This window comes from Priestia sp. FSL H7-0729 (assembly GCF_038005685.1).
Classification (GTDB): Bacteria; Bacillota; Bacilli; order Paenibacillales; family Paenibacillaceae; genus Paenibacillus.
Genome location: NZ_JBBOTQ010000011.1, coordinates 122,796 through 146,128, shown reverse-complemented (window position 1 = coordinate 146,128; position 23,333 = coordinate 122,796). Strand labels below are relative to the sequence as shown.

At 47.2% G+C, this 23,333-nt stretch carries 26 protein-coding genes and 1 pseudogene; 23 read left to right on the top strand and 4 right to left on the bottom strand.

Features of this window, described 5'->3' with window-relative positions; genetic code table 11:
- The first annotated feature begins 10 nt into the window (after positions 1-10).
- The 7 genes from cntE (MHH93_RS21935) (at position 11) to MHH93_RS21905 (ending at position 5,693) form a co-directional block, all read left to right on the top strand.
- Positions 11-1,204 (top strand): staphylopine family metallophore export MFS transporter CntE, encoded by a 1,194-nt coding sequence (cntE, locus tag MHH93_RS21935; RefSeq protein ID WP_500055746.1) that lies wholly within the window; start codon positions 11-13, stop codon positions 1,202-1,204.
- On the top strand, positions 1,201-2,466 hold the full coding sequence (gene cntE, locus MHH93_RS21930) for a staphylopine family metallophore export MFS transporter CntE (RefSeq protein ID WP_500055745.1): 1,266 nt from the start codon (positions 1,201-1,203) through the stop codon (positions 2,464-2,466). Before cntE (MHH93_RS21935) ends, cntE (MHH93_RS21930) begins: the two co-directional genes overlap by 4 nt.
- Positions 2,467-2,797: 331 nt before the next feature.
- Positions 2,798-3,994, top strand: a complete 1,197-nt coding sequence (locus tag MHH93_RS21925; RefSeq protein WP_500055744.1) for a GTP-binding protein — start codon at positions 2,798-2,800, stop codon at positions 3,992-3,994.
- 52 nt (positions 3,995-4,046) lie between these two features.
- Positions 4,047-4,316, top strand: a complete 270-nt coding sequence (gene rpsN / locus MHH93_RS21920; protein WP_036605831.1) for a 30S ribosomal protein S14 — start codon at positions 4,047-4,049, stop codon at positions 4,314-4,316.
- Positions 4,317-4,338: 22 nt separating this feature from the next.
- Positions 4,339-4,698 (top strand): DUF3024 domain-containing protein, encoded by a 360-nt coding sequence (locus MHH93_RS21915; RefSeq protein WP_500055743.1) that lies wholly within the window; start codon positions 4,339-4,341, stop codon positions 4,696-4,698.
- Positions 4,699-4,973: 275 nt separating this feature from the next.
- Positions 4,974-5,450 (top strand): DUF2975 domain-containing protein, encoded by a 477-nt coding sequence (locus tag MHH93_RS21910; protein ID WP_145151513.1) that lies wholly within the window; start codon positions 4,974-4,976, stop codon positions 5,448-5,450.
- Positions 5,451-5,459: 9 nt separating this feature from the next.
- Entirely contained in the window at positions 5,460-5,693 is a 234-nt protein-coding gene (locus MHH93_RS21905; RefSeq protein ID WP_500055742.1) for a helix-turn-helix domain-containing protein, read from the top strand.
- A gap of 141 nt (positions 5,694-5,834) precedes the next feature.
- Here the strand turns inward: MHH93_RS21905 and MHH93_RS21900 are convergent, their stop codons facing one another.
- Both MHH93_RS21900 and MHH93_RS21895 read right to left on the bottom strand, forming a co-directional pair.
- On the bottom strand, positions 5,835-6,143 hold the full coding sequence (locus MHH93_RS21900; protein ID WP_500055768.1) for a winged helix-turn-helix transcriptional regulator: 309 nt from the start codon (positions 6,141-6,143) through the stop codon (positions 5,835-5,837).
- A 21-nt stretch (positions 6,144-6,164) separates the two neighbouring features.
- Positions 6,165-6,413, bottom strand: a pseudogene (locus MHH93_RS21895) (winged helix-turn-helix transcriptional regulator); the annotation flags it as partial.
- 284 nt (positions 6,414-6,697) lie between these two features.
- On the opposite strand from MHH93_RS21895, the gene nfsA reads away from it, so the two are divergent.
- Positions 6,698-7,432 (top strand): oxygen-insensitive NADPH nitroreductase, encoded by a 735-nt coding sequence (nfsA, locus tag MHH93_RS21890; protein WP_500055741.1) that lies wholly within the window; start codon positions 6,698-6,700, stop codon positions 7,430-7,432.
- 122 nt (positions 7,433-7,554) lie between these two features.
- Here nfsA and MHH93_RS21885 read toward each other — a convergent pair whose 3' ends face one another.
- Positions 7,555-8,406, bottom strand: coding sequence for a helix-turn-helix transcriptional regulator (locus tag MHH93_RS21885; RefSeq protein WP_500055740.1), 852 nt, complete (start codon positions 8,404-8,406; stop codon positions 7,555-7,557).
- 180 nt (positions 8,407-8,586) lie between these two features.
- On the opposite strand from MHH93_RS21885, the gene MHH93_RS21880 reads away from it, so the two are divergent.
- Entirely contained in the window at positions 8,587-10,659 is a 2,073-nt protein-coding gene (locus MHH93_RS21880) for a beta-galactosidase (RefSeq protein WP_500055739.1), read from the top strand.
- A gap of 141 nt (positions 10,660-10,800) precedes the next feature.
- Here MHH93_RS21880 and MHH93_RS21875 read toward each other — a convergent pair whose 3' ends face one another.
- A complete protein-coding gene (locus MHH93_RS21875; protein WP_500055738.1) occupies positions 10,801-11,844 on the bottom strand; it encodes a helix-turn-helix transcriptional regulator in 1,044 nt (347 codons plus the stop codon).
- A 298-nt stretch (positions 11,845-12,142) separates the two neighbouring features.
- Here MHH93_RS21875 and modA point away from each other — a divergent pair, with 298 nt between their 5' ends.
- The 14 genes from modA to MHH93_RS21805 all read left to right on the top strand — a co-directional run bounded on the left by modA (position 12,143) and on the right by MHH93_RS21805 (position 23,328).
- Positions 12,143-13,015, top strand: a complete 873-nt coding sequence (gene modA, locus MHH93_RS21870; RefSeq protein WP_500055737.1) for a molybdate ABC transporter substrate-binding protein — start codon at positions 12,143-12,145, stop codon at positions 13,013-13,015.
- Entirely contained in the window at positions 13,012-13,698 is a 687-nt protein-coding gene (modB, locus tag MHH93_RS21865; RefSeq protein ID WP_500055736.1) for a molybdate ABC transporter permease subunit, read from the top strand. The genes modA and modB overlap by 4 nt, the downstream gene beginning before the upstream one ends.
- Before the next feature lie 275 nt (positions 13,699-13,973).
- The gene (locus tag MHH93_RS21860) at positions 13,974-14,306 is read left to right on the top strand and encodes a hypothetical protein (RefSeq protein WP_500055735.1); all 333 of its coding nucleotides are present in this window, start codon (positions 13,974-13,976) and stop codon (positions 14,304-14,306) included.
- Between the two features lie 299 nt (positions 14,307-14,605).
- Positions 14,606-15,445: a transporter substrate-binding domain-containing protein gene (locus MHH93_RS21855; RefSeq protein ID WP_500055734.1), complete on the top strand. Its 840-nt coding sequence runs from the start codon at positions 14,606-14,608 to the stop codon at positions 15,443-15,445.
- Between the two features lie 23 nt (positions 15,446-15,468).
- Positions 15,469-16,212, top strand: a complete 744-nt coding sequence (locus MHH93_RS21850) for an amino acid ABC transporter permease (RefSeq protein WP_500055733.1) — start codon at positions 15,469-15,471, stop codon at positions 16,210-16,212.
- Between the two features lie 4 nt (positions 16,213-16,216).
- Positions 16,217-16,927 carry an amino acid ABC transporter permease gene (locus MHH93_RS21845; RefSeq protein ID WP_500055732.1) on the top strand — a complete coding sequence of 237 codons (711 nt, stop codon included), beginning with the start codon at positions 16,217-16,219 and terminating at the stop codon, positions 16,925-16,927.
- Positions 16,924-17,676 carry an amino acid ABC transporter ATP-binding protein gene (locus MHH93_RS21840; protein WP_500055731.1) on the top strand — a complete coding sequence of 251 codons (753 nt, stop codon included), beginning with the start codon at positions 16,924-16,926 and terminating at the stop codon, positions 17,674-17,676. The genes MHH93_RS21845 and MHH93_RS21840 overlap by 4 nt, the downstream gene beginning before the upstream one ends.
- Before the next feature lie 121 nt (positions 17,677-17,797).
- Positions 17,798-18,085, top strand: coding sequence for a hypothetical protein (locus MHH93_RS21835; RefSeq protein ID WP_017692509.1), 288 nt, complete (start codon positions 17,798-17,800; stop codon positions 18,083-18,085).
- 23 nt (positions 18,086-18,108) lie between these two features.
- Positions 18,109-18,450 (top strand): alpha-helical endospore appendage domain-containing protein, encoded by a 342-nt coding sequence (locus MHH93_RS21830; protein ID WP_017692510.1) that lies wholly within the window; start codon positions 18,109-18,111, stop codon positions 18,448-18,450.
- A complete protein-coding gene (locus MHH93_RS21825; protein ID WP_421894415.1) occupies positions 18,447-18,743 on the top strand; it encodes a hypothetical protein in 297 nt (98 codons plus the stop codon). Before MHH93_RS21830 ends, MHH93_RS21825 begins: the two co-directional genes overlap by 4 nt.
- A gap of 4 nt (positions 18,744-18,747) precedes the next feature.
- Positions 18,748-19,089 (top strand): hypothetical protein, encoded by a 342-nt coding sequence (locus MHH93_RS21820; RefSeq protein ID WP_500055730.1) that lies wholly within the window; start codon positions 18,748-18,750, stop codon positions 19,087-19,089.
- Between the two features lie 252 nt (positions 19,090-19,341).
- On the top strand, positions 19,342-20,436 hold the full coding sequence (locus tag MHH93_RS21815; protein WP_500055729.1) for a CgeB family protein: 1,095 nt from the start codon (positions 19,342-19,344) through the stop codon (positions 20,434-20,436).
- Between the two features lie 60 nt (positions 20,437-20,496).
- Positions 20,497-21,636 carry a CgeB family protein gene (locus MHH93_RS21810; protein ID WP_500055728.1) on the top strand — a complete coding sequence of 380 codons (1,140 nt, stop codon included), beginning with the start codon at positions 20,497-20,499 and terminating at the stop codon, positions 21,634-21,636.
- Between the two features lie 66 nt (positions 21,637-21,702).
- Entirely contained in the window at positions 21,703-23,328 is a 1,626-nt protein-coding gene (locus tag MHH93_RS21805; RefSeq protein WP_500055727.1) for a glycosyltransferase, read from the top strand.
- Positions 23,329-23,333: the final 5 nt, after the last annotated feature.

The window sequence follows — 23,333 nt, the reverse complement described above, 5'->3', positions numbered from 1 at the left end:
GAGCCTCATTGTGAGTGGAGCGATGTCTTGGCCTTTTCTGCGCTTGTACATATTGGTTCTTCTATATTTTAGCGCCAATGCCATTCTTAACGTGATCATCCCATTGCAAGGGGAGTCCTTGGGTGCGAGCGGTACAACGATTGGACTGATCATGGGTGCTTATATGTTCACAACGATGTTTTTCAGACCCTGGGCCGGTCGGATTATTCAAAAGCATGGACCGATTAAAATATTACGTCTGATTCTGATTATCAATGGATTTGCGCTGTTTTTATATCCCTTTACGGGACTCGGCGGTTATTTGGTTGCTCGTATTTTGCAAGGTGTATCGACAGCGTTCTTCTCCATGGCTTTACAGATTGGCATTATTGATGCCCTTCCGGAGAAAGATCGGTCACAGGGAATTTCGTATTATTCGTTGTTCAGTTATATACCGGGGATCGTGGGACCTGTGCTCGCATTAGGGATATGGCAGGCGGGAGGCATGGATTATTTTACAGTGGTTCTGATCGGCATTGCCGTCTGTACGGGCGTCTTCGGATATACCGCCAAAATGGAACCAAACAAGGAGCAGCCTGCTGAGAATCTTTCGGAGCAGAACGTGAGTGTGTGGGAATCCTTTGGTCAGTTGGTGAAAAATCCATATTTGTTTCGGTGCAGTGTGTTAATGCTCGCTGCTTCCGTTGTATTTGGCGCGATTACCACCTTTATTCCGCTGTATGCGGGCCAAGTACCAAACGGGAATGCCGGCGTCTATCTGATGCTTCAGGCAGGAACGGTGGTGCTGGCTCGAATTATGCTTCGAAAAAGGATTCCTTCCGATGGCAGTTGGCATGCTCCTTTCATGATGGGCACCATGTGTCTGCTCGCCGTAGCTGCGCAATGTGTCAGTTATGCCGTAACAGGCGGGGTTCTCTTTTTCTATGTGGGCGCTGTATTCATGGGAATCGGTCAGGCAATCCTGTATCCAACACTCACGACCTATTTATCTTTTGTGTTGCCTAAGTTGAATCGAAACGTCCTGATCGGTTTATTTATCGCGATGGCGGATCTGGGTATTTCTCTGGGTGGTGTGATTATGGGACCCGTCGCTGACTTCTCTTCCTATTCATTTATGTACAGGATGTGTGCTATCCTAGGAGCGGTAATGATCGTTTTTGCCTATGAACGGCGAAGACCCGTGACAGGTACATCTGTGAGTTGACTGCCAGAAGAGAAAGTGGTGACGAACGTTTGAAGTCTTCAATGACGGCAACATCCAATGGGAAATTAAATCCGGTATCCTTTTCGTTCATCCGGTTTTATATGCTGGCCTTTTTGTTTTTTGCGGCGAATTCGGCTTTGACGATTATTCTGCCTTTGCGAAGTGAAGCCGCCGGATTGAATCAGGCTGAGATTGGTCTGATGATGGGGGCGTATATGTTCACCTGTATGCTCTTGAGACCTTTTGCAGCACAGCTGCTGGGCAAGCATGGGCCGCTTCGAGTGATGCAATGGCTATTGCTTTTACATGCCGGAACACTGCTGCTGTTTGTTGTTTTTGGTGTGGAGACGTATCTGTGGTTGCGGGCCCTGCAAGGGGTGGCTACGGCCTTTTTCTCCATGACGATGCAGGCAGGCATTGTGGAAAAATTGGAGGACAAAGACCGGGCACAAGGGCTGTCCATGTACACCCTGTTTACGATGGTTCCTTCTCTGGTCATTCCGATCCTTGCCATACAAATCTGGGAAAATGCCAGTGATCTGGCGTTTACACTGCTGATGATTGGACTGGCGGCTCTGCCACTTTTGATCGGGTACAATGTGGATCTGCCGCGTAGTACCGTGCAGAACAAATCGTATACCTTGGGCGATATGTTTCGTTCATTCGGCGGCATCTGGCGCAGCACGCCACTGCTGATCAGCAGTGTGGTGATGTTGTTTGCGTCCTGCGTTTTTGGGGCGACAGCGACCTTTCTTCCCCTGTATATGGTATCCACCGGAATGGCAAGTGCAGGCGTATTTCTGACGATTCAGGGACTGGTTGTAATCCTGTGCAGGTTTATTTTGCGTAAAAAAATCCCGTCCGACGGTAGCTGGAATACCTGGTTGATGGCAGGGTTAATGCTGTGTGCTGCACTGGGAACCCAGTTGCTCAGTCTAATGGAGACCATCGGGCCATTGGTGTATCTATCCGCGGTATTTAGCGGTTTTGCTCTGGCATTGTTGTATCCGACATTAACCACATATCTGTCTTTTGTGCTGCCTGCGGATTCCAGATATGTACTCATGGGGATTTTCATGTCCTCGTATGACCTTGGATTCTCTCTGGGTGGACTGGCAATGGGGCTTATTGTGCAAGTGTGTTCGTATTCGACCATGTTTATGATCTGCACGTTGCTGTCTATTGCAGCAATGATTCTGGTGCTGGTGTTCAGGCAACAGATGGAAGCGGGGAATAAGGCCAGTTCAGTGGTGGCAAGATGAACGGTATTGTAGTAGATTGATCCTGTGCAGTGATAGACAGTCGGATGTTACTGCCAGGTATCAGTTATCGTGGTGCGATTGGAGCACCGATGTAGGAATGTAAAGTAAAAGGCTTATGGACTGAATTTTCTGGGACGTACCGCAGGGTACAAGCTGCAGGAAACAGACCATGGCCTTTTTTTAGATAGTAGATTTTATCAATTTTTTGGACGATTTCGTAAAAATAATTTGACAACGACCGTCTAACAGGATTATAGTCATTGTTGTTAATCGTAATAATTACTATTAAAGTTTGGATTACGCAAACTGCAAATATAAGGAGTAGAGATCTATGACACAAAAGCAAGTTCCGGTAACCGTACTGAGTGGGTACCTCGGTTCAGGGAAAACGACGGTTTTAAATCACGTGTTGAACAACAGGCAAGGACTTAAAGTTGCCGTAATCGTTAACGACATGAGTGAGGTCAATATTGATGCTGCGCTTGTTAAGGGGGAGACAACCTTGTCTCGAACCGAAGAGAAGCTGGTGGAGTTGTCCAATGGCTGTATCTGCTGCACCTTGCGAGATGATCTGATGCAGGAGATTGAGAAGCTGGTGAACGAAGGCAAGTATGATTATATTTTGATCGAATCCACTGGCATCAGTGAACCTGTTCCAGTTGCACAGACCTTTACATATGCCGATGAGGAGTCGGGTATTGACCTGACTAGCCTGGCCCGATTGGATTGTCTGGTAACGGTGGTGGATGCCAATCGATTCTGGCATGATTTTGGATCAGGACAGAGTCTTCTGGATCGTAACCAGGCGACCGGAGATGAGGACACCCGTGATGTTGTAGACTTGTTGATTGATCAGATCGAAACCTGTGATGTGCTACTGCTTAACAAATGTGATCTGGTCGATGACACCGAGCTGAACAAGCTCGAAGGCATCATCCGCAAGCTACAGCCTAACGCCAAGATCATTCGGACTGAGAATGGACAGGTGAATCCGTCCGAGATTCTGAATACAGGCCGCTTTGATTTCGAGAAAGTGAGCATGTCCGCTGGATGGATTCAGGAATTGGAGAAGGAGTCGCATACACCTGAAACCGAGGAATATGGCATTGGTTCCTTCGTCTATCGTCGCAGAAAGCCATTCCATCCTTCTCGTCTGGCAGAATTCATGAGTTATTGGCCGGAAGAAGTGGTACGTGCCAAAGGATTGGTGTGGCTCGCGGCTGAAGGGGATGTTGCTGCAAGCCTCAGTCAGGCAGGGCCATCCATTCAGTTCGGTCCTGCGGGACATTGGGTTGCGGCGTTGCCGGAAGTGGACAAGGAAGAGATTTTGCGTAACGAGCCGGATGTGCTGGAGAAATGGGATGCCCAGTGGGGAGATCGCCAGACGGAGCTTGTCATGATCGGGATCGAAATGGAGCGTGCGAGCATTGAAGATGAGCTGGACCAGTGTCTGCTCAGTGATGAAGAAATGCTGGCCGACTGGAGCCATTTCGACAATCCACTGCCATGGCCTGTGGAAGTCGTTTAACTCGGAAGATAATGTTCTAAACATACATTCAATCGATAAGGAGCTGTAATTCATGGCTAAAAAATCAAAAGTGGTACGTGAAAAGCAACGTCAGGCAATCGTGGCAAAATATGCGGACCTGCGCCGGGAACTGAAGGAAAAAGGGGATTACGAAGCCTTGCAGAAATTGCCGCGGAATGCATCTCCGACCAGACTAAAGAACCGTTGTGAAGTAACAGGTCGCCCGCGGGGTTATCTACGCAAGTTCAAGGTATCTCGAATTAAATTCAGAGAACTGGCTCATCAAGGACAGATTCCTGGGGTAACGAAATCCAGCTGGTAAAATGATCAAGGGGCTTTGGTATTTGGCTGAAAGGATGTGCATCACCATGCTGGACTTGTTTACACTAAGAAGAATTCAGTCCGTAATGGACGGCTATATTCACGAGAAGGTACCTGCGCCACTGCGTACGATGGTGAAGTTGACATATGTGATGAATGACAATGAATTGATCCTGACTGAAGAAAGACCTGCGGAGGAGCGGTATCAATGGGACAAGATGCATATTGCCCGATTTTACTGGGAAGAAAATCAGTGGAAAGTGTATGCCAGAGATGAACAGAGCAGCTGGAACCCGGTAGATGTAATTGCACCTTGTTCTGATTTTGAGGATGTGCTCGAGCAGGTTGAACGGGATGAGGCCGGACTGTTCTGGCGTACGTGAAGATCGAATAATAGAATATTTCATTCGTTAAAGTAAATGTAAAATCAGAAAAGTAGGGCGTATATGCAGTCGAGTCCAAAGATAACCACATTCAGTGGCTCTTTGGGCTTTTTTTTGTGTCCAAAAAGAACTGAAGCAAAGAGGGGGACGATCTTTTGGTTATCTTTTCTTAATGAGTAAAAACAAAAAAAAGACTGTTTTACAATAAAAATTTATTGTAAAACGATAAATAATGTGATAAATTCATATCACTTAAAAAAAGCGAGGTGCTTTTTGTGAAGCGAGGTACAACCATCTTTTTAAAATTGGCTGTGTTGCTTATTGGTGTTCCCATTCTTGCCTTATGTATATTCGGCATACCTTGGTTAGCGAACAACCCGGTGAATCCGAATTATGCAGGTGCACTATACCCCATAGTGATTATGATGTATGTGTCGGTTATTCCGTTTATCGTTGCACTGTACCAGGCATTCCGTCTGTTGAGCTACATCGACAAAAATGAAGCGTTCTCTCTAATATCAGTAAGATCCTTAAAAACAATAAAATATTGTGCTATTGTAATCAGTAGTCTCTATTTTGTGATGTTGCCATTTGTTTATGTTGTAGCAGAGAAAGATGATGCCCCGGGCCTCATTCTTATGGGAATGGTTCCTATTTTTGCTTCATTAGTTATTGCCGTATTTTCCGCGGTGCTCCAAAGATTGTTGCAGGAAGCGATTGATATTAAATCAGAAAATGACCTAGTGGTCTGAGGTGAATATATGGCCATCGTAATCAATATTGATGTGATGTTGGCAAAGCGGAAAATGACGGTCACCGAACTTGCTGAGAGAGTTGAGATCACGATCGCTAATATTTCCATATTAAAAACAGGAAAAGCGAAAGCGATCCGATTATCCACTCTGGATGCCATCTGTAAAGCACTGGATTGTCAGCCTGGAGATATATTGGAATATAAGGCTGACGAGGACGAAGAAGCGAATGAGCATACATGATTTAATGTTGAAAAAAGACTCTGCATAGGATATGCAGAGTCTTTTTTCATGGTTTTTTGTCGGATAGCCATGTAGAGGATGTACACGTCTACCTCCATCATTCATCCTTGGCTGAGGACAATACAACAAGCAGAACGGGTGTTAGTCATTTTTGCCCCATGCTTTTAAAAGGTTGAGAAGAGGTATTAGTTCTTTACCGTTCTCTGTTAACGAATATTCCACTCTAGGCGGAATTTCCGGATACACTTCTCGATGTACGATACCATCCATTTCCAGTTCTCTTAACTGGTGGGTCAGCATTTTTTTTGTGATTTCGGGCAAAGAACTTTTTAGTTCCATGAACCGTTTGGTTTCCGTAAGTTGATCTAAAAGAAATAATTTCCACTTGCCGCTTATAAAATTCAGGAAGAAACCTACTTCACAATGGAAATATTTATTTTTATATAAAATGGGTTTATGGGTGGCCCAGTGATCCAGTAAACATACAATTTCAATGAGATTCTGGCCTTTCACGGTTATTGAATATTCGACTTTCGGAGGTACCGTAAGAAAAATGGTTCTAGAAATCAGATTGTACTTTAGCAATTCTTTGAGTTTGTTTGTTAATAATTGATCCGAAGAGTGGGGCAATAACAGTTTGAGTTCACTGTATCTTTGCGTTCCATGTAGAGCCAGTTCGTTCAAAATGAAAATTTTCCCCTTCCCTTCAATTTGATACATAATTTCTTGGAAAATGTTTTCACTCATCTGATGTTCAGCCCCTTACTCCATAAAATGATACTATATCAAATTAAAGTGACTACTTCTATGAAAGAGTCTTATCCGTTATTATTTACGTGTTCCTCATATTTTCTCAACAGGAATATGCGCAATGGCTAAGACCAAAAACCTGTCGACAGGGTTAAACGCTGGCATATTAAAAATGTATTTTATCCTATCCGCCAAAAGCACATACTTTACATTCTTGTACATTACAATATCACCATTCAAAGGAGTAAAAATAAATGAACAAAACCATTGAAACCATGTTAAATCATGTATCAGTTCGTTCTTTTAAGGATCAGGGGTTAACAGAGGATCAGGTTGAGAAATTAGTAATCGCTGCTCAAGCAGCCTCATCAGCAAGTTTTCAGCAAGCTTATTCCATCATTGGCGTGACAGACCCCGGGCTAAAACAGCAAATAGCTGAACTCGCAGGAAATCAACCCTTTATAACAGAAGGCGGGCATTTCTTTATATTTTGTGCTGATGTAAATCGTCATAAACAAATGGCAGAGGAACTGAATATGGATATCACGGAGACCATTGAGGGAATAGATGCTGTACTGCTAGGGGCCATAGATGCTACTTTGGCAGCTCAAAATTTGGTTATTGCTGCAGAATCTATGGGTTTGGGTATTTGCTACATTGGCGGTGTTCGAGATGGAATAATAGAAATATCTGAGCTGCTCCATATTCCTGATCATGTATTTCCTGTATTTGGACTCGTTGTTGGTTATGCAAATGAACGTAACAACCGCAAACCTAGAATTCCATTGGAAGGAATCTATCATACGAATCGCTACGATAACCATAAAAAAGAGATCATAAAACAATATGACGAGACCACGAAGCTATATTATGAAGAGACCAGAAATCAGAGCCGTTCATGGAGTGATACCGCAATTGGAAGTTTAAAGCGTCTTCCTAGAAGCTTCATGAAGGACTATTTGAATGATAAAGGCTGGGCAAAACACTAATTCTTGATTAAGAAGAGAGCATACTCCAGAACGCCCTACACTAAGTGCAGGGCGTTTTTTGTATAAGCATACGATGCCATAATACGCGTGCAACGAGGCTGTCCGGGTCTGGATGTCTGTGCCTATAACGTATGATTGTGCATCATTCGAAATTGCATGGGTGTTACGTTTTCCTGGGTTTTAAAACATCGGATAAAGTAGCTTGACTGAGAGAATCCCGTTTCCAGCGTAATTTGCTTAATGGAAAGGTTGGTTGTCGCGAGCAGCTGCTTTGCATGCAATAACCTGGATTCCATCAGGAATTCAGGGAAGGAGATGCCGAACGTTTGACTGAACTTGCGGCTAAAGTAGGTTGTACTGTATCCGGCTATCCCGGCAACATGTTCGAGAGTAATATGCTTGTTACTATGGGAACGAATATAATTCCCTGCCTCACGAATTCGCTCTGAATTGTGATTGAGTGAAACATTGATTCGACTCGCGGCGGATTGCAATCGGGTCAGGAGTTCGTATAGCGTTGCCGCCATGCTATGCTCGTCTTCCACTTGATAGCTTCTTCCCAGCTCCAGTAGTCTGTCCATCAGCGAAGTAACCACCGGGAAGTTGGAACATTGGAACAGCCAAGGCTCGTCCACTCCTTTTCCATTTAGCAGTTCTTCGAGACGAATGCCGTAGAAGTGAATCCAGCGAATACTCCAAGGGTCATCCGAATCTGAGTAATAGGTTTGTCTGAGACCGGGACCATAGAGGAATCCTTGTCCTTGCATTAACTCATATCGTGTGGTTCCAGTGTCCAGGAACCCTTTGCCGTTGAGTACAAGGTGCAGATTATAACATCGATCCAAGTTAATTTCAGTCGTGCCATATTCTCGGTGCACACGATGCTTCGGAAAGTCACTATACCCTCCAATAAAATCGGGAAAGCACACATGTCTGGGGAAAATCGGCTTGGGAAGAAAGATATGCTCTTTCATGTGCATCCTCCATTGAACGCAATATTTTTATGTAATGAACGGAAATGGATTCAACCAACCGTTATTTGAATCTTAGACAATGACAATATTTTATTATAAGTCGCATAATCTTGTCATTTATTATATGTGAAGGTTCCAATAGAATGGAGGCAATATGGCAGGTTAAGGGGGCAATTGAAGGTGGCAAAGTCTATACATATGGATGAATTGAAAATGGGGGTCTGTTATTACCCTGAGCATTGGTCGGAAGCATTGTGGGAGGACGATTTCCGTAGGATGAAAGAGATGAATATTACGGTTATTCGCATGGCTGAATTCGCATGGGCCATTTTTGAACCGGAAGAAGACCAGTTCGATTTTAGTTTTTTCCAGAAGGCACTGGATCTGGCGCATCAATACGGTTTAAGTGTTATTTTGGGAACACCTACTGCAACGCCACCAGCGTGGTTAACATCTAAATATCCTGAAGTATTAAACGCAAATAAGGACGGGGTGTTGTATCAACACGGCATGCGACGCCATACCAACTACAGCAGCCCAATCTACAGACAGCAATGTGAAAAAATCGTGCGCAATATGGTGATTGCCTATAAAGATCATCCGGCTCTTATTGGCTGGCAGATCGATAACGAATTCAATTGTCATATGGATGTTTTCTATGCTGAGGCTGATCATGTCGCCTTCCGTGAATGGCTTAAGAATCGTTATGAATCGTTGGAGAAGCTGAACCAGGCATGGGGAACCGTTTTCTGGAGTCAGACCTATACCGACTGGGAGCAAGTTCACCTTACCCGCAATATGGTCAGCCAATCGCCAAATCCTCACCTGGCATTGGATGAAAAGAGATTCATCTCAGCCAATACCATTTCATTTGCCAAGCTTCAGGTGGACATCATTCGGGAACTGGATCCGAAACATTGGATCACAACAAACGGTACGTTTGGACACTTGGATAACCATGAAATGACAGAGGAGCTGCTCGATTTCTTCTCCTATGATTCGTATCCGCAGTTTGCCACGATCTTCCCGGGGACAGACGACAATTCGTTACAGGACCGGGCCTGGAGCATGAAACTGTCCAATGTACGCAATATGTCACCGAACTTTTGCGTCATGGAACAACAGTCTGGGCCAGGAGGATGGGTCGATAGTATCGGCATGGGTACGCCAAGACCGGGACAGATCCGATTATGGTCGTATCAATCTGTCCTTCATGGAACAGACCTGCTCGTCTATTTCCGCTGGCGGACGGCAACATTTGGCACCGAGATGTACTGGCATGGCATCAATGATTACCATAATCAACCCAATAGGAGGGTACGTGAGGTTACGCAAGTAGGGGAAGAGTTTGCCAAGATCGGGCGCGTTATTGCGGGCACTACCTATCAAGCTGATGTTGCGATCCTACAGGATTACGATAACATCTGGGACGGAGAGTTGGATGAGTGGCACGGACCGCTTCATCAACAGAGCGTACGCTCCTGGTATAAGCAGCTGCAATATCGTCATATTCCGACGGATCTGGTTACCATGCAACCAACGACAACATTGGAGGCGTTATCCGAATATAAGGTGATCATCTATGCTCACCCGGCCATCATGACAGATGAGACAGCAGAACTGCTGCAAGCCTATGTCAGTCAAGGGGGCACCCTGTTTTTCGGTGCGCGCACCGGTTATAAGGATCTCAAGGGACATTGTTATATGAGACCATTCCCGGGGGCTGTCGCTGACTTATGTGGTGTAAACGTAGAGGACTTTACCTTAATCAAAGGAACCGTTCCCGCAGCCACGTTGCAATGGAGTGGAGCGAGTATGCGGCTTGAGGAGGGAACGCCAACGGCCGGATTTAACGAAGTTCTTCATGTGGAGCATCCCGACGTACAGGTCGTAGCCGAGTATGCATCCGAATATTATACAGGTAGTCCTGCATTGACCAAACGTACGGTGGGTCAGGGGCAGGTATGGTATTATGGAGCGGCTTACAATGAACCGGTCGTAGATGCCATTCTGGATGAAATCGGGCTAGACTCGCCTGTGGGTGACCTGGTAGAGGTGCCGTCTGAAGTAGAGCTTGGGATCCGTTCCGGTAAGGATAAAGCTTATGTATTTTTACTCAACTACTCGGATCATCAAGTGGCCATCCAGCTTAAAAAAGAAGCCAAAGAGTTGCTGTCGGGTACAACACTTCAAAATGAAATCAACATGCCTGCATATGGTGTATTTATCTTTGAGATCGATTTGCCCCAATGAGCAGCCTATCCTTCCATCTGATGAGCGATTATATATAGAAAGAACCCAAAAACGCCTTGTAGCTATTGCAAGGCGTTTGGTATATGCATCATGTGTCTCATACGTTTATTATCGATGACTGAAGGGCTGGAGTTCGTATGACTAAGCTTCGTACAAAATTTCGCCTGTTCGGGACACATCATATCCCTCGAATGATTGCAGTTCCTGCCTGAACTCAGGTGATTGGAGAATTCGCAGCACCGTTTCGGTCCAGGCTTCATTGCCTTGTTTCCTCAGCATGACCAGATCATAGCGTTCCTGAACGAGCGGGATAAAATCAACCTGGCCCACAAGTCGTGCAGCCTTTTCAATGCCAACTCCGACGTCGGCTTCACCTGAACTGACTTTGGCAGCTACGCCCATATGACTGGTTTCTTCGGCTTCATATCCGATTAGATTCGCAGCAGGAATTCCATGCAGTCGAAGCTGTTCATCCAGCAATACCCGCGCGCCAGAGCCTTTCTCCCGGTTAGCCAGACGAAGTTCGGGCTTGCTCAGATCGGTCCAATTCTGCAAATGAAGCGGGTTGCCTCGCCCAACATACAATCCTGCTGGTCGGGACAGCAAATTCACCACTACATAAGACCGTCCCGTCAGGATTTTGCGAATATACGGCAGATTATACTCACCCGTATCTCCGTCGAGCAGATGGGTGCTGACGAGATCGGATTCACCGCGATACATCGAGATAAGCCCATCCAGACTACCCATGAACGAGCGTAGCGGGCGAATGTCCCGGGTTTGTTTTTCCATATGGCGCATGAGGATATCCAGACTGACATCCTGACCTGTGATGACCAGATGCCGTGGTGCAGAAGTCATGGTATGGGTAAAACTCGCTGGTGTAATCGCATGTGGAGACCCAACGGGTGAAGTCGCTTGTAAGGAATTTTCCTGAGCATCACCATGACCAGGCTGACTACCGGATGCCGATGTTTGATCCGACGTCGAGATACGTTGACCTGAAGATTGAAGTTGCTTGGAGCGACGTTTATATGCCTCCAGATCCGTTGCATCAATCCGCATTTGTTTACCCACACGGTATGCGACAAGGTCTCCCTTTTTGATCAGATCATAGACCGTTAATTTCGATATTTTGAGCAGCTTGGATATTTCTTCGGTTGTGTAGGATTGCTCCTCCGTCATAAGTGAAGATCCTCCTTCAAAGGTATAGAGCAACTATGGTTTCATTACATCAGCGTAATATCATATAAGAAGTGATGCGATTGATGTATATAGATCATTCAATGTAATGGAATGTTACTTGTACTATACCATTAATAGAGGGATGCCATAAACCAGAGAACATGGATTGAACCCGTTGGACAGGATGGGAAAATCAAATGTGATTGAAATCACCTTCCCATTTTATTCATCATGTGTATAATTAAATATAATCAGTTATATCTAATTATAACCAAACATAACATTGGGGGATAAATGAATGAGAAAAAGAATTGGATATGTATTGGGAAGTATGTCACTGGGACTGGCTCTAGTATTGGCTGGTTGTGGCGCAAGTACGGGCACTACGGATACGTCCACGGGTGCAGAGCAAACGACTTCAACGCCAGCGGCATCAGGTGAAAGTTCATCAGTGGGGAATAGTGATCCTCAGGAAACAGTAGATCTGACAATCTCTGCGGCTGCCAGTCTGACCGATGCGATGAAAGAGATTGAAACCAATTATGAACTAGCGAATCCGTATATAGAACTTAATTTTAACTTTGGCGCATCGGGCGCCTTGCAACAGCAGATTGAACAGGGTGCACCGGCTGATATCTTCGTATCGGCGGCAACGAAAAATATGAATGCGCTGGTGGATGAGAACCTGATTGCCTCGGGCGACCAAAAGAATTTGCTACAGAATTCACTGGTGGCAATTGTGCCAGCAGATGGAACCCATACCGTAACCAGCGAAAAGGATCTCACAAGTGACTCCATTAAGACGGTAGCGATTGGCATTCCGGAAAGTGTGCCTGCGGGAACCTATGCGAAAGAAGCTTTGACGAATGCCAAACTGTGGGATCAACTGGAGAGCAAACTTGTGCAGGGGAAAGATGTTAGACAGGTTCTCCAATATGTAGAGACAGGCAATGCAGATGCAGGATTTGTATATAAAACGGATGCTCTTACTTCGGATCAGGTGAACATTGCGTTTGAGGTGGACAAGAACAGCTACACACCCGCCAATTATCCGATAGGCATTATTGAAGGAACAAAACACCGTACAGAGGCCGAACAATTTTATGCGTATTTGCAAACCCCTGAAGTATTGGATATCTTCGCGAAATACGGCTTCACGATTCCGGAATGAATGTGAACGCCATAGACTGGTCCGTATTCTGGTCACCGGTGCGCCTGTCGCTTCAGGTTGCGCTGTTATCCAGCGTGGTGGCCACTGTGCTGGGAATTGCGATAGCCTGGAAGATGTCACGTACTTCATTTCGGGGAAAGACGTTGCTGGAAACGGCATTTATGCTACCGCTAGTACTGCCTCCGACGGTGGTTGGATTTCTGTTGCTTGTCATACTGGGACGTAAAAGTCTGTTTGGACAATGGATTGAAGCCATATTCTCCGCACCGGTTATTTTCACTTGGTGGGCTGCGGTGATTGCTTCGGTGGTGGTTGCTTTTCCACTCGTGTATCAGACCATGAAATCAGGATTCAGCGGTGTGGATCGGGATCTGGAAGATGCGGGACGTTCGATTGGGGCGAATGAGTGGCAGGTTTTTCGTTACATTTCCTTGCCGCTCGCAGGCAGAGCCTTGATGACCGCCTTCATCCTGGGCTTTGCCCGGGCACTTGGGGAATTCGGAGCCACACTGATGATTGCAGGCAATATTCCGGGCAAAACACAAACGGTACCCACGGCAATCTATGTCGCTGTGGATTCCGGCAATCAGACTATGGCCTGGGCATGGACTGTTTCCATTATCATTATCTCGTTTATCATGTTATTGATGACCAGACAGCAACGCGATGGTAAGAATGATTGATTCTATACGCGCCCATATTATATAAAAAACATAACGAAAAACCCGTGTTAAGGAAAGTGATTCTTCCTTTATACGGGTTTTTATTACCAATTTCATATGCACCAATATCAAACAGTTAACCAAATTGGACCTAATGGAAATGTAAAGCTGTTTTAACATAAAAAAATAAAAAAAATACCCAAATTTAATCATTCAGTACTCGCTTTCAGTGGGCTTGTTCCTGTAAGATAGAAGTAATTGATTCCAGCAAAGTACTGAAATAAGGAGAGACGACGATGAACACTAAACCTGATTGCGGCGTTTCGTTGCAAATCGATGACTATCTGGATCTTTTGCATTTTGCCATCCAAATTCAAGATGAGGAATGGCAGCAATCCTTAATCCACCAACTTAAAATATTTCAGACGGCGACGGAGCAGCAGCGCACTCCTGAAGAGGAATTATGGACACGCTTTGATTATATTAACAGCAAATTAACAGGTCTGTGCCATCAGATTCATGCCGCTCATTCCATGGATGAACGCAAGAAGTTCGAGGAACGGATCGGTCTCTTGCAACTACAGCGAGTGGAAGTTGCACGTAAAATTAAATGGGCAAGTCGCAGATAGATGAGAGAAAAAGGCACAAAATGGTGTAACACCAGAAGCATATAATCGAATGAGATTCATACATGAAGAAGCCATCCGCCAATGGATATTGGGGATGGCTTTTTCGTGTACTATAGAGAAGTCCTATAACCATATCAGGATGTCCTATTAGTAAAGTTATTGCCCTAAGATGACTTGTAATGATATTCTTTGTTCAACCTAATTCCGACTATACAAGTAAGAATGGTTTGTTAATGAGATAGAGGAATGGGAATACACATCATATTTGCTGTGATAACAGCCTGTGGAGGAGATTGGGAATGGTTAAAAAACGGGGGATTCAACAATTCCGGACAGCACTGCTGTTCATTACAATGCTGGCGGTCCTGGCTGGATGCAGCACAGGTATTGCAAGCAATGAGTCTGAATCTGCTTCGGCAGCAGGCGACACCAAAGTGAAAAAGATCATTGTAGGAACAGGTACACAGTTCCCAAATGTCTGCTTCATCGATGAGAATGGCAAGTTAACAGGTTATGATGTGGAACTGATCCGGGAGATCGACAAACGTTTGCCTGAGTACGAATTCGAATTCAGCACTATGGATTTCAAAAACCTGCTGCTGAGTCTGGAAACGAAAAAAATTGACCTGATCGCTCACCAGATGGAAGTGAATGAAGAGAGACAGGCCAAGTTCCTGTTTAATGATGAAGCCTATAATATTTTCCCAAATAAAATTGTCGTAAGTCAGAAAAATGAGGAAGTAAAATCGATTGAGGATCTGAAGGGTAAAAAACTGATTGTCGGCGCTACGAGTAATGCGGCTGTACTTGCTGAGAAATGGAATGCAGCGAACGGCAACGGGATTGATATCGTCTATTCCGGAGCAGGTGAAGATACCATTACCCAGATCAAAACAGGACGGGTGGATGCAACCATCAGCACTCAGTTTGCCATTGATTATCAGAATAAAGCAGTTGATGCCCAGCTGAAAACGGTGGGAGATGCCCTCTCTAACTCCAAAGTGTATTTCATTCTGAACAAAGATGAGCAGGAGCTCAAAACCAAAGTGGACGAAGCGCTCAAATCGATCAAAGAAGATGGGACATTAGGCAAACTGAGCACAGAGTGGCTTGGGGCTGACTATACGGTTGAAGAGTAGTCTGAGAAAGGTGTGCAGCGGTAATGGGAAAATCATTTGATTTATCATTGGTTCTGGATTTCATCCCGGAACTGCTACGATATTTGCATATAACACTGATTGTACTGGGTGGCTCCATCGTGCTTGGACTGGTCGGTGGCGTGCTTCTGGCCGTTCCCCGGCTGTATCGGATTCCAGTACTAAGCCAGCTGGCCACCCTGTACGTCTCATTCATGCGGGGCACACCGATCCTGATCAAATTGTTCCTGGTGTATTATGGACTTCCCGAGTTGTTAAAACCGATTGGCATCGACCTGTCGAGAACCGACCCGTTGTTATTTGTCATTGTGACCTATGCGCTTAGTGACGCGGCATCCTTTGCCGAGATCTTTCGCGGAGCGGTGCGCAGTGTGGATAAAGGTCAGACGGAAGCAGCCTATGCTGCAGGGATGACGACATTCCAGTCTTTTCGGCGGATTGTCGTTCCGCAGGCACTGATTGTTGCTTTTCCGAACATGGCCAATACGTTAATCGGTTCATTAAAGGATACGTCTCTGGCCTTCTCCATCGGTGTTATGGATATGGTCGGCAGAGGCCAGACGTTAATCTCCGCCACGTCCCACGCACTTGAGGTATATATCAGTCTGTCTGTGGTCTATTATGTCATTGTCATTGTACTTGAAAAAGGATTTGCCGTTGCAGAACGCAAACTCCAGCGTCATGAACGCAAGAGGGTTGTACACAAACCGGCCGTTCGCGCCGAACGCCTGAAACGAATAGCGGGGTGAGCATATGTCGATTGATCTCCAGTTTATCTATACTTCTTTTTTTCAAATTCTGAAGGCATTGCCACTGACACTCGTCATTACGATTGTGCCGTTGATTGCAGGCTTCGGAATCGGTCTGGCTACGGCTCTGATCCGTATCTATCGTGTGCGGTGGATTCACCGTATTGCTGAGTTCTACGTTTCTTTCCTGCGTGGAACACCGATGCTGATGCATCTATTCCTCATCTATTATGGAATTCCGATGATCATCGATAAGCTGGCAGAACAGTACGGTTGGGCTTTCCAATCTTCGTCGATTCCGATTCTCGTATTTGTACTGATTGCCTTCTCGCTCACTGCGGGTGCCTATATGTCCGAGATTATCCGTTCAGGCATTCTTGCTGTGGATATTGGCCAGATGGAAGCCGCTCACGCCGTGGGCATGAGCACATTCCAGGCTTTGAGGCGCATCATCATCCCTCAAGCGATCGGGGCAGTATTGCCTAATCTGTGCAGCATGTTTGTCGGGTTCCTACATGGATCAACCCTCGCTTTTACCGTGTCGCAGATGGACATTCTCGGTAAAGCCGATGTGGTGGCATCCGTCAGTCTGAAATTTCTGGAGGCCTTTATCGCCGCAGCGTTCATCTATTGGGGGCTGACCATCATTGCCGAGCGGATCACTGCTCTGCTTGAGCGTCGGGTTGCCGTGTACAGCAAAGGAGGCGTGTCATGATTACACTAACGAACATACACAAAACTTTTGGCAAGCAGGAAGTATTGAAGGGAATTGATCTGACCGTGGAACAGGGCGATGTCGTAGCGATCCTTGGACCGAGCGGATCAGGTAAAACAACGCTGCTGCGCTGCGTCAATTTTCTGGAACGTGCCGATGAAGGCGAGGTTCAGATCAGTGGGTTGACCGTGGACTGCAAGCATGCGCGCAAACATGACATTGTGCAACTGAGACGAAAAACGGCGATGGTGTTCCAGCATTATAATCTGTTCAAACATAAGTCTGTACTGGATAACGTCACCGAAGGATTAATTATTGCCCAGAAAATACCCAAAGCTGAAGCAAGAACTCGTGCCTTGCGTGTGCTTGAACAAGTCGGATTGTCTGCCAAAATCAATGAGTATCCGAGTATGTTGTCCGGTGGACAACAGCAACGGGTGGGGATCGCCAGAGCACTGGCACTGAATCCCCAAGTGATTTTGTTTGATGAACCGACCTCGGCGCTGGACCCGGAGCTGGTGGGCGAGGTATTGTCTGTCATCCGTTCCATTGCTCAAGAGGGGATTACCATGATTGTGGTTACCCATGAAATGGGGTTTGCCCGTGAGGTGGCAAATCGGGTTGTTTTCATGGATGGAGGCTCTGTTGTGGAGGAAGGAACACCGGAAGAGGTATTTGTGCGTCCCAAGCAGGAACGTACCCGGCAATTCCTCAGTCGATATTCTTCCGACTGGAGTTATGTCATCTAACGATATAGGCGCAAGCTGTAGTAACTGACGATCCCGGCCCGGCATATGCTGTAACAGGCAAATGCTGATAGGCCGGGTTTTTCTATGGGTGAAGCAGGCCGTGACGGTAAGGAGGAGGACTATGCAGAGCAAAATCGATGAAATCATCACACATATTGCACACTCTCACCAGCAGATCGCACGTGTGCTGGATGCCAAACGCCAAGTCGCTGTGCGCATGTCTGAAATCATCAATCATTTGCCAGATATTGAACCGGAGTTGGATGGTGTTGACGGTCTGCTGGATAGCTCTGGGCAAATCAACAAAAGCATTATCTCTTACTTGGGAGGCCTTGCAGATCTGGAAGAGGCTGTAGCTGAAACGCTGACCCAAGTCATGCGGGAGATCGCGGTTCAAGAGGAAGAATAAGCCCGGAAGGCGGGTGAAGGAACATGAGTAGAGAACAGAGCCTCATTCTGATGCTGGACGCAGCAGCCAAGATGCAGTGGAATATTGCCCTGATCCTGGAGGCAAAAGCGATTGAGGCCGAGAAGGTACGGAACTGGACGCTGAATCATTTAAATGGGGATACCTTTCTGACGCATGGGGATCAGGTAGGCGAGCCACTTAAAATGCATGATCAGCTGGTGGAATTGCTGGAAGGATTAACCCGGATGGAGACCGGACTGTGCAACAATCTCAAAGCGGTGATGGTACAGAACGACAGCGAAGATGGCGGCGGTATGGACGGTGGCATGTTTGGCGGCATGGATCTGGGAGACATGGGAAAATGAGTCTGATGCGGCGTGAGCAGGAGGCTAAACTGGCCCTCATTGAATCGATTGCACACAGTCAGCAGGCGTTGGCACGCATTCTGGACAGTGTAGCCAGTGTAACCGCTCATTCGGAAGTATCCGCCCGCAGTCTGGCCGAGAACATTCGTCTGCTGAGTCGCTATCAGGAAGAGATGTCTCGTATGGTAACGGGAATCAGGCTGGCCCGAATCCAACATGGGGAGCCTGGCTTGCCGTGGCTCAAAGACCCCGGGTGTGCAATTCGTATCGTTCGGGACATACAGGAGGAATGATGACATGTTAAAGAAGAAGAAACTACGACTGAGAACCAAAAGAGCTCTGGTAACTCGTGGAGCCCGTCTGCGTAAAATTCGCAAGCTGCGTGCGCTCAGAGCCAAACGTGTGCTTCACAAACGCCCACTTAAAGGACGCAGTGCGTGGCTCAAAAAAAAGAAACGGACGGTACGGCGGCACCGGAGTCCGAAGCCCGTACAACCAATCGTCCCGGCTACCCCTACCGATCCAAACCCGGACGGTGCGTACAGCCAGGGATACAACGAGGCGTACAACGAGGGATTCAACGCGGGTTTCGCCAAGGGATTCGAGGACGGACATCAGCTGGCGTACAAAGCACAGTAACCGAGTAGACACGGTTATTCCTGCATGGAAGGATACCTGTATCACAGTTAGCCCGGGGGGACAGATCCCTCCGGGTTATTTGCATCGCCGCAAAAGCGGACATGCCCGTGCAGGCGGATGTGGAGGGCAAGCGCCAATTTTGCGCCTTGCAGGACACCCGTCCATGATGCATCTGACCCCGGGGCATATCCTTTAGAGGGAAGACCAATCTCGGGGAGAGTCTGGAAGTGAGTTCTCCTGAAGGAAGACAGGGTGAAGAATGTGGCAAAACGAAGACACCGTCCGCTAACTGAAGCGGAGACAGCTTACCGCGGCGGATATGCAGAAGGCCGCAGATTTGGCGGCTGTCAGGCCATGATGGAGCGGGTGCAGATGTTTGAACCGACCCTGCGGGACATGAAGGTGCTGTATATTCCGCAAGGTTTCGATGCCATCGATGAAGGTGTCATCCTGGCCCTGCAGCAGTCTGTACGTGAATGCGTTGTTGGATCGCCAGCAGCGATGTTGCAGGAAGCCAGTCAGCATCGACCCGATGTTGTGCTCGTCATGAATGGTCTGCATGTATTTCCCCCAGATCATCTGGAGCAGGTGAAGGGCATACGTGCACTCGGTATTCGAACAGCTGTGTGGTTTGTGGATGATCCGTATTTCACCGAAGATACCGTGTCCCTGTGTCAACACTATGATGTCGTGTTCACGCATGAAGAGGCCGCTGTGCCGTTCTATCAAGGTCATGGAGCCAGCAGCGTGATCTATATGCCACTCGCGGTGAATCCGGGGATGTTTCAGCCGCGTCGTGCGGCACCTCAGCATCAGTACGACATCTGTTTTATCGGTACAGGGTTCTGGAACCGGATTGCCTTGTTTGATGAGCTGGCCCCTTTTCTCGCGGACAAAAAAGTATTCATTGCGGGTAGCCAGTGGAACCGGCTGGCACGCTTTGATGTACTAGGCCGTTTCATCCACGAAGGATGGATTGCTCCCGGAGAGACAGTCGATTATTACAATGGCGCCAAGATTGTCATTAACATTCACCGAACTTGTGAGAACGGGGAAGACAATCGCAACACCCATCATCTTCAAGGTCACTCCATTAATCCACGCACGTATGAGATTAGCGCTTGCGGCACAATGCAGATTACGGACGCACGTGCAGATTTGCCCCGTTATTATAAGCCGGGATATGACATCGAGACGTTCACCAATGCAGCAGAACTTCAACGCAAGATCGACTATTATCTGAAGCATGAAGAAGAACGGCAGGCGATGGCGTGGCGGGGACTTCTCACCACGATGAACCAGCACACATTCACTCGTCGCATCGGTCAGTTGCTGGAACATCTGTAACCCCCATCTGAAATACAGTACCAACGAGTATCCTATCCCAAAAAATAAAGGAGTGGCGGTATGTCTCTCAAACACCGTAAAACCAAAAAGGTTCATGCACCGGTACTGAGCCTGGCTGATCAAGCGCGCAAAAATGGGCAACATGCCGGATATGACGCAGGTAAGGAAGAAGGATACCTGCGCGGTCGCGCCAACTATATTGTGAATTGTGCACAGGAACCGTTGCCTTTCCGGCAAATTCACGTGCTGTATGTATCTTCGGGTAAAGGCTTCCCTTACTCTCCGTTGGATGAGGCCATCATGGCCACGTTACAGGGAATGGTCGCTCAGGTAACCCTCACTGATCCGCGCCAACCGGTTTCGGAAATTGCGTTGCAGACGCGTCCTGATCTGGTGCTTGTGTTGGATGGCATGGATATTCCCATTGAGCATATCGATGCGATTCGCCAAGCCGGCATTCAGACGGCGATCTGGTTGACCGATGATCCGTACTATACAGACATGACACTTGATATCGTCAAACATTATGACCATGTCTTCACGTTGGAACTGAACTGTATCGATCTATATCGACAGATCGGTTGCGCGTCGGTTCACTACCTCCCTTTTGCCGCATTCACCAATCATTATTTTCCGATTACAACACCTTCCACGTTAAAACGGGATGTCAGCTTTATCGGCTCGGCCTACTGGAACCGGGTATACTTCTTCAATCCGATCATGCCTCAGTTGATGTCACACAATACGGTATTTAACGGAATCTGGTGGGATCGTCTGCCTGAATATACTGCCTACGGTGAGAAGATTGAACTCGGCCGCTGGATGAGTCCGCAGGAGACCAATGATGTGTACAATGGCACCAAAATTGTCATTAACCTGCATCGATCCCACGAAGATGATTCCGTCAATAATAATCACCTCAAAATCCCGCCAGCCTCACCGAACCCGAGAACTTTTGAGATTGCCGCGTCCACGACGCTGCAATTGACCGACGCACGGGATGACATTGCGCGTTTCTACAAACCGGGTGTGGAGATTGAGACCTATTCCTCGCCGCAGGAGTTACTCGACAAGGTGGAATATTATCTTACGCATGAGAAGGAACGCCGTGAGATTGCCCTTCGTGGACTCGAACGTACCCTGAAAGACCACACGTACGGCAAAAGAATTAATGAAATGTTAACCATCATATTTCCTTAATCCTGGCCGGGAGGAGGTGTGCACAGTACCCTGTATCGGACATCCGAATACAGGGTCCGTGCGGCCATGGCAACGAAACCAAAGATGATGTTATTTTCACACGTATGCAATACTCGCAGTATTACAGGTGCAGAGAAGCTGCTGCTTCATTTTATGAGAGAGATCGGTACGATCTTTGAATGTGTGCTCGTTGTTCCCCAGGAGGGAAAGCTTGCGGGGCTTGCCCGAAGATTCGGCATTCAGGTCAAAATATGCACTCTGCCGATGCTTCACGGTGTGTACACACCTTATTTGGGTATTGCAAATGATGCGGAGCAACTTCGCCATACACCAGCCTATCAGGAAGTGATCTCCCTCATCCGGGAGACTGCTCCCGATCTGATTCTAACCAACACCTGTGTCAATGTGATGCCGGCTGTAGCGGCAAAGTCTCTTCAGATTCCGGTCATCTGGAAGATTACCGAGATCATTCATACGAATGAACATACATCCGAGGCGATCCAGATGATTGGCCGTTACGCCGATTGGATTATTGGGATATCCGAAACAGCAGTGGCCCCATTCCATGAAGCTGGCATGGGTCACAAATTGACGATTATTTCTCCTACCTGGGAACCCGGGCTACCCGCACCGGACCGCTGGGTTCAGCTGCGCGAACGTAAGCGCAAGGAACTCGGTTTCAAATCATCGCAGACCTGTATCGGTTATATTTCTTCATTTATATATGAAGCCAAAGGGTTGAAACCTTTTGTGGATATGGCCTTGAGGATCTGTGAAACGAATTCGCGCTGTCGCTTCTGGATCATCGGGGCACCATCGGATAAAAAGTATTACGACGAGTGTGTATCACGGGTGAGAAAATCCGGGTATTCACGCCGATTTACCTTCACTACGTTCGAAGAGAACGTATCTCTGGCGTATACCGCCATGGATATCGTGGTCATCCCAAGCATGGTCAAAGAGGGATTCGGCATGACCGCACTGGAGGGTCTGTATTTTGCCAAACCCGTCATCGCTTTCGCTCAGGGTGGACTGAAGGAATTAATGGAGTCCGTAGGCAGTGGTGCATTTCTGGCCCCTCCGGGCGATAGTGAAGCGCTTGTCACCTTGGCGACAACCTTGCTGAATGATTCAGAACTGGCTTCGAATACGGGGTGGCGCAATCGGACAGAAGCGGAAATGCTCTACGGGCTTGAAACCTACCGCACGAAACTGCATACGATGGTGACACAGTGGTTATTGCGTTTTCCCGGATGGTTTGCTTATATCCAACCTCCGAATGGACCTGTGTATACCCATGGAGAGGGAGGACTACGCACTGTACTGGTTCTGGAGCCGGCTACGGTTCGGGCACTGTTATTCCCGCTGACTGTCATACAGGCGTTGCCACAATCCACATTACCTCCAATCGCATTGGGTCACGATGCTCCTGTTGCCTCAGCTACAGGCCCAACGGCAAAGTTGATTCAACAGAGGGGCAAAACGCGGAAACGTCGTCGCAAGCCACTTGCACCTCATTCTCGCCGAGACCTTACGAGGCTGAAACGTACTTCTGGAACTGGCAGACGTAAGGGGAGACAACGTACAACGAAGGGACCGCGTCCGCATATGGGGAAATCGGCTAGCCGCAGACGCAAATCTGCCAAGGCGGGACGTAGCCGGGCAGGGCGCAAAGGTTCCAATACAAGATGAAGGCA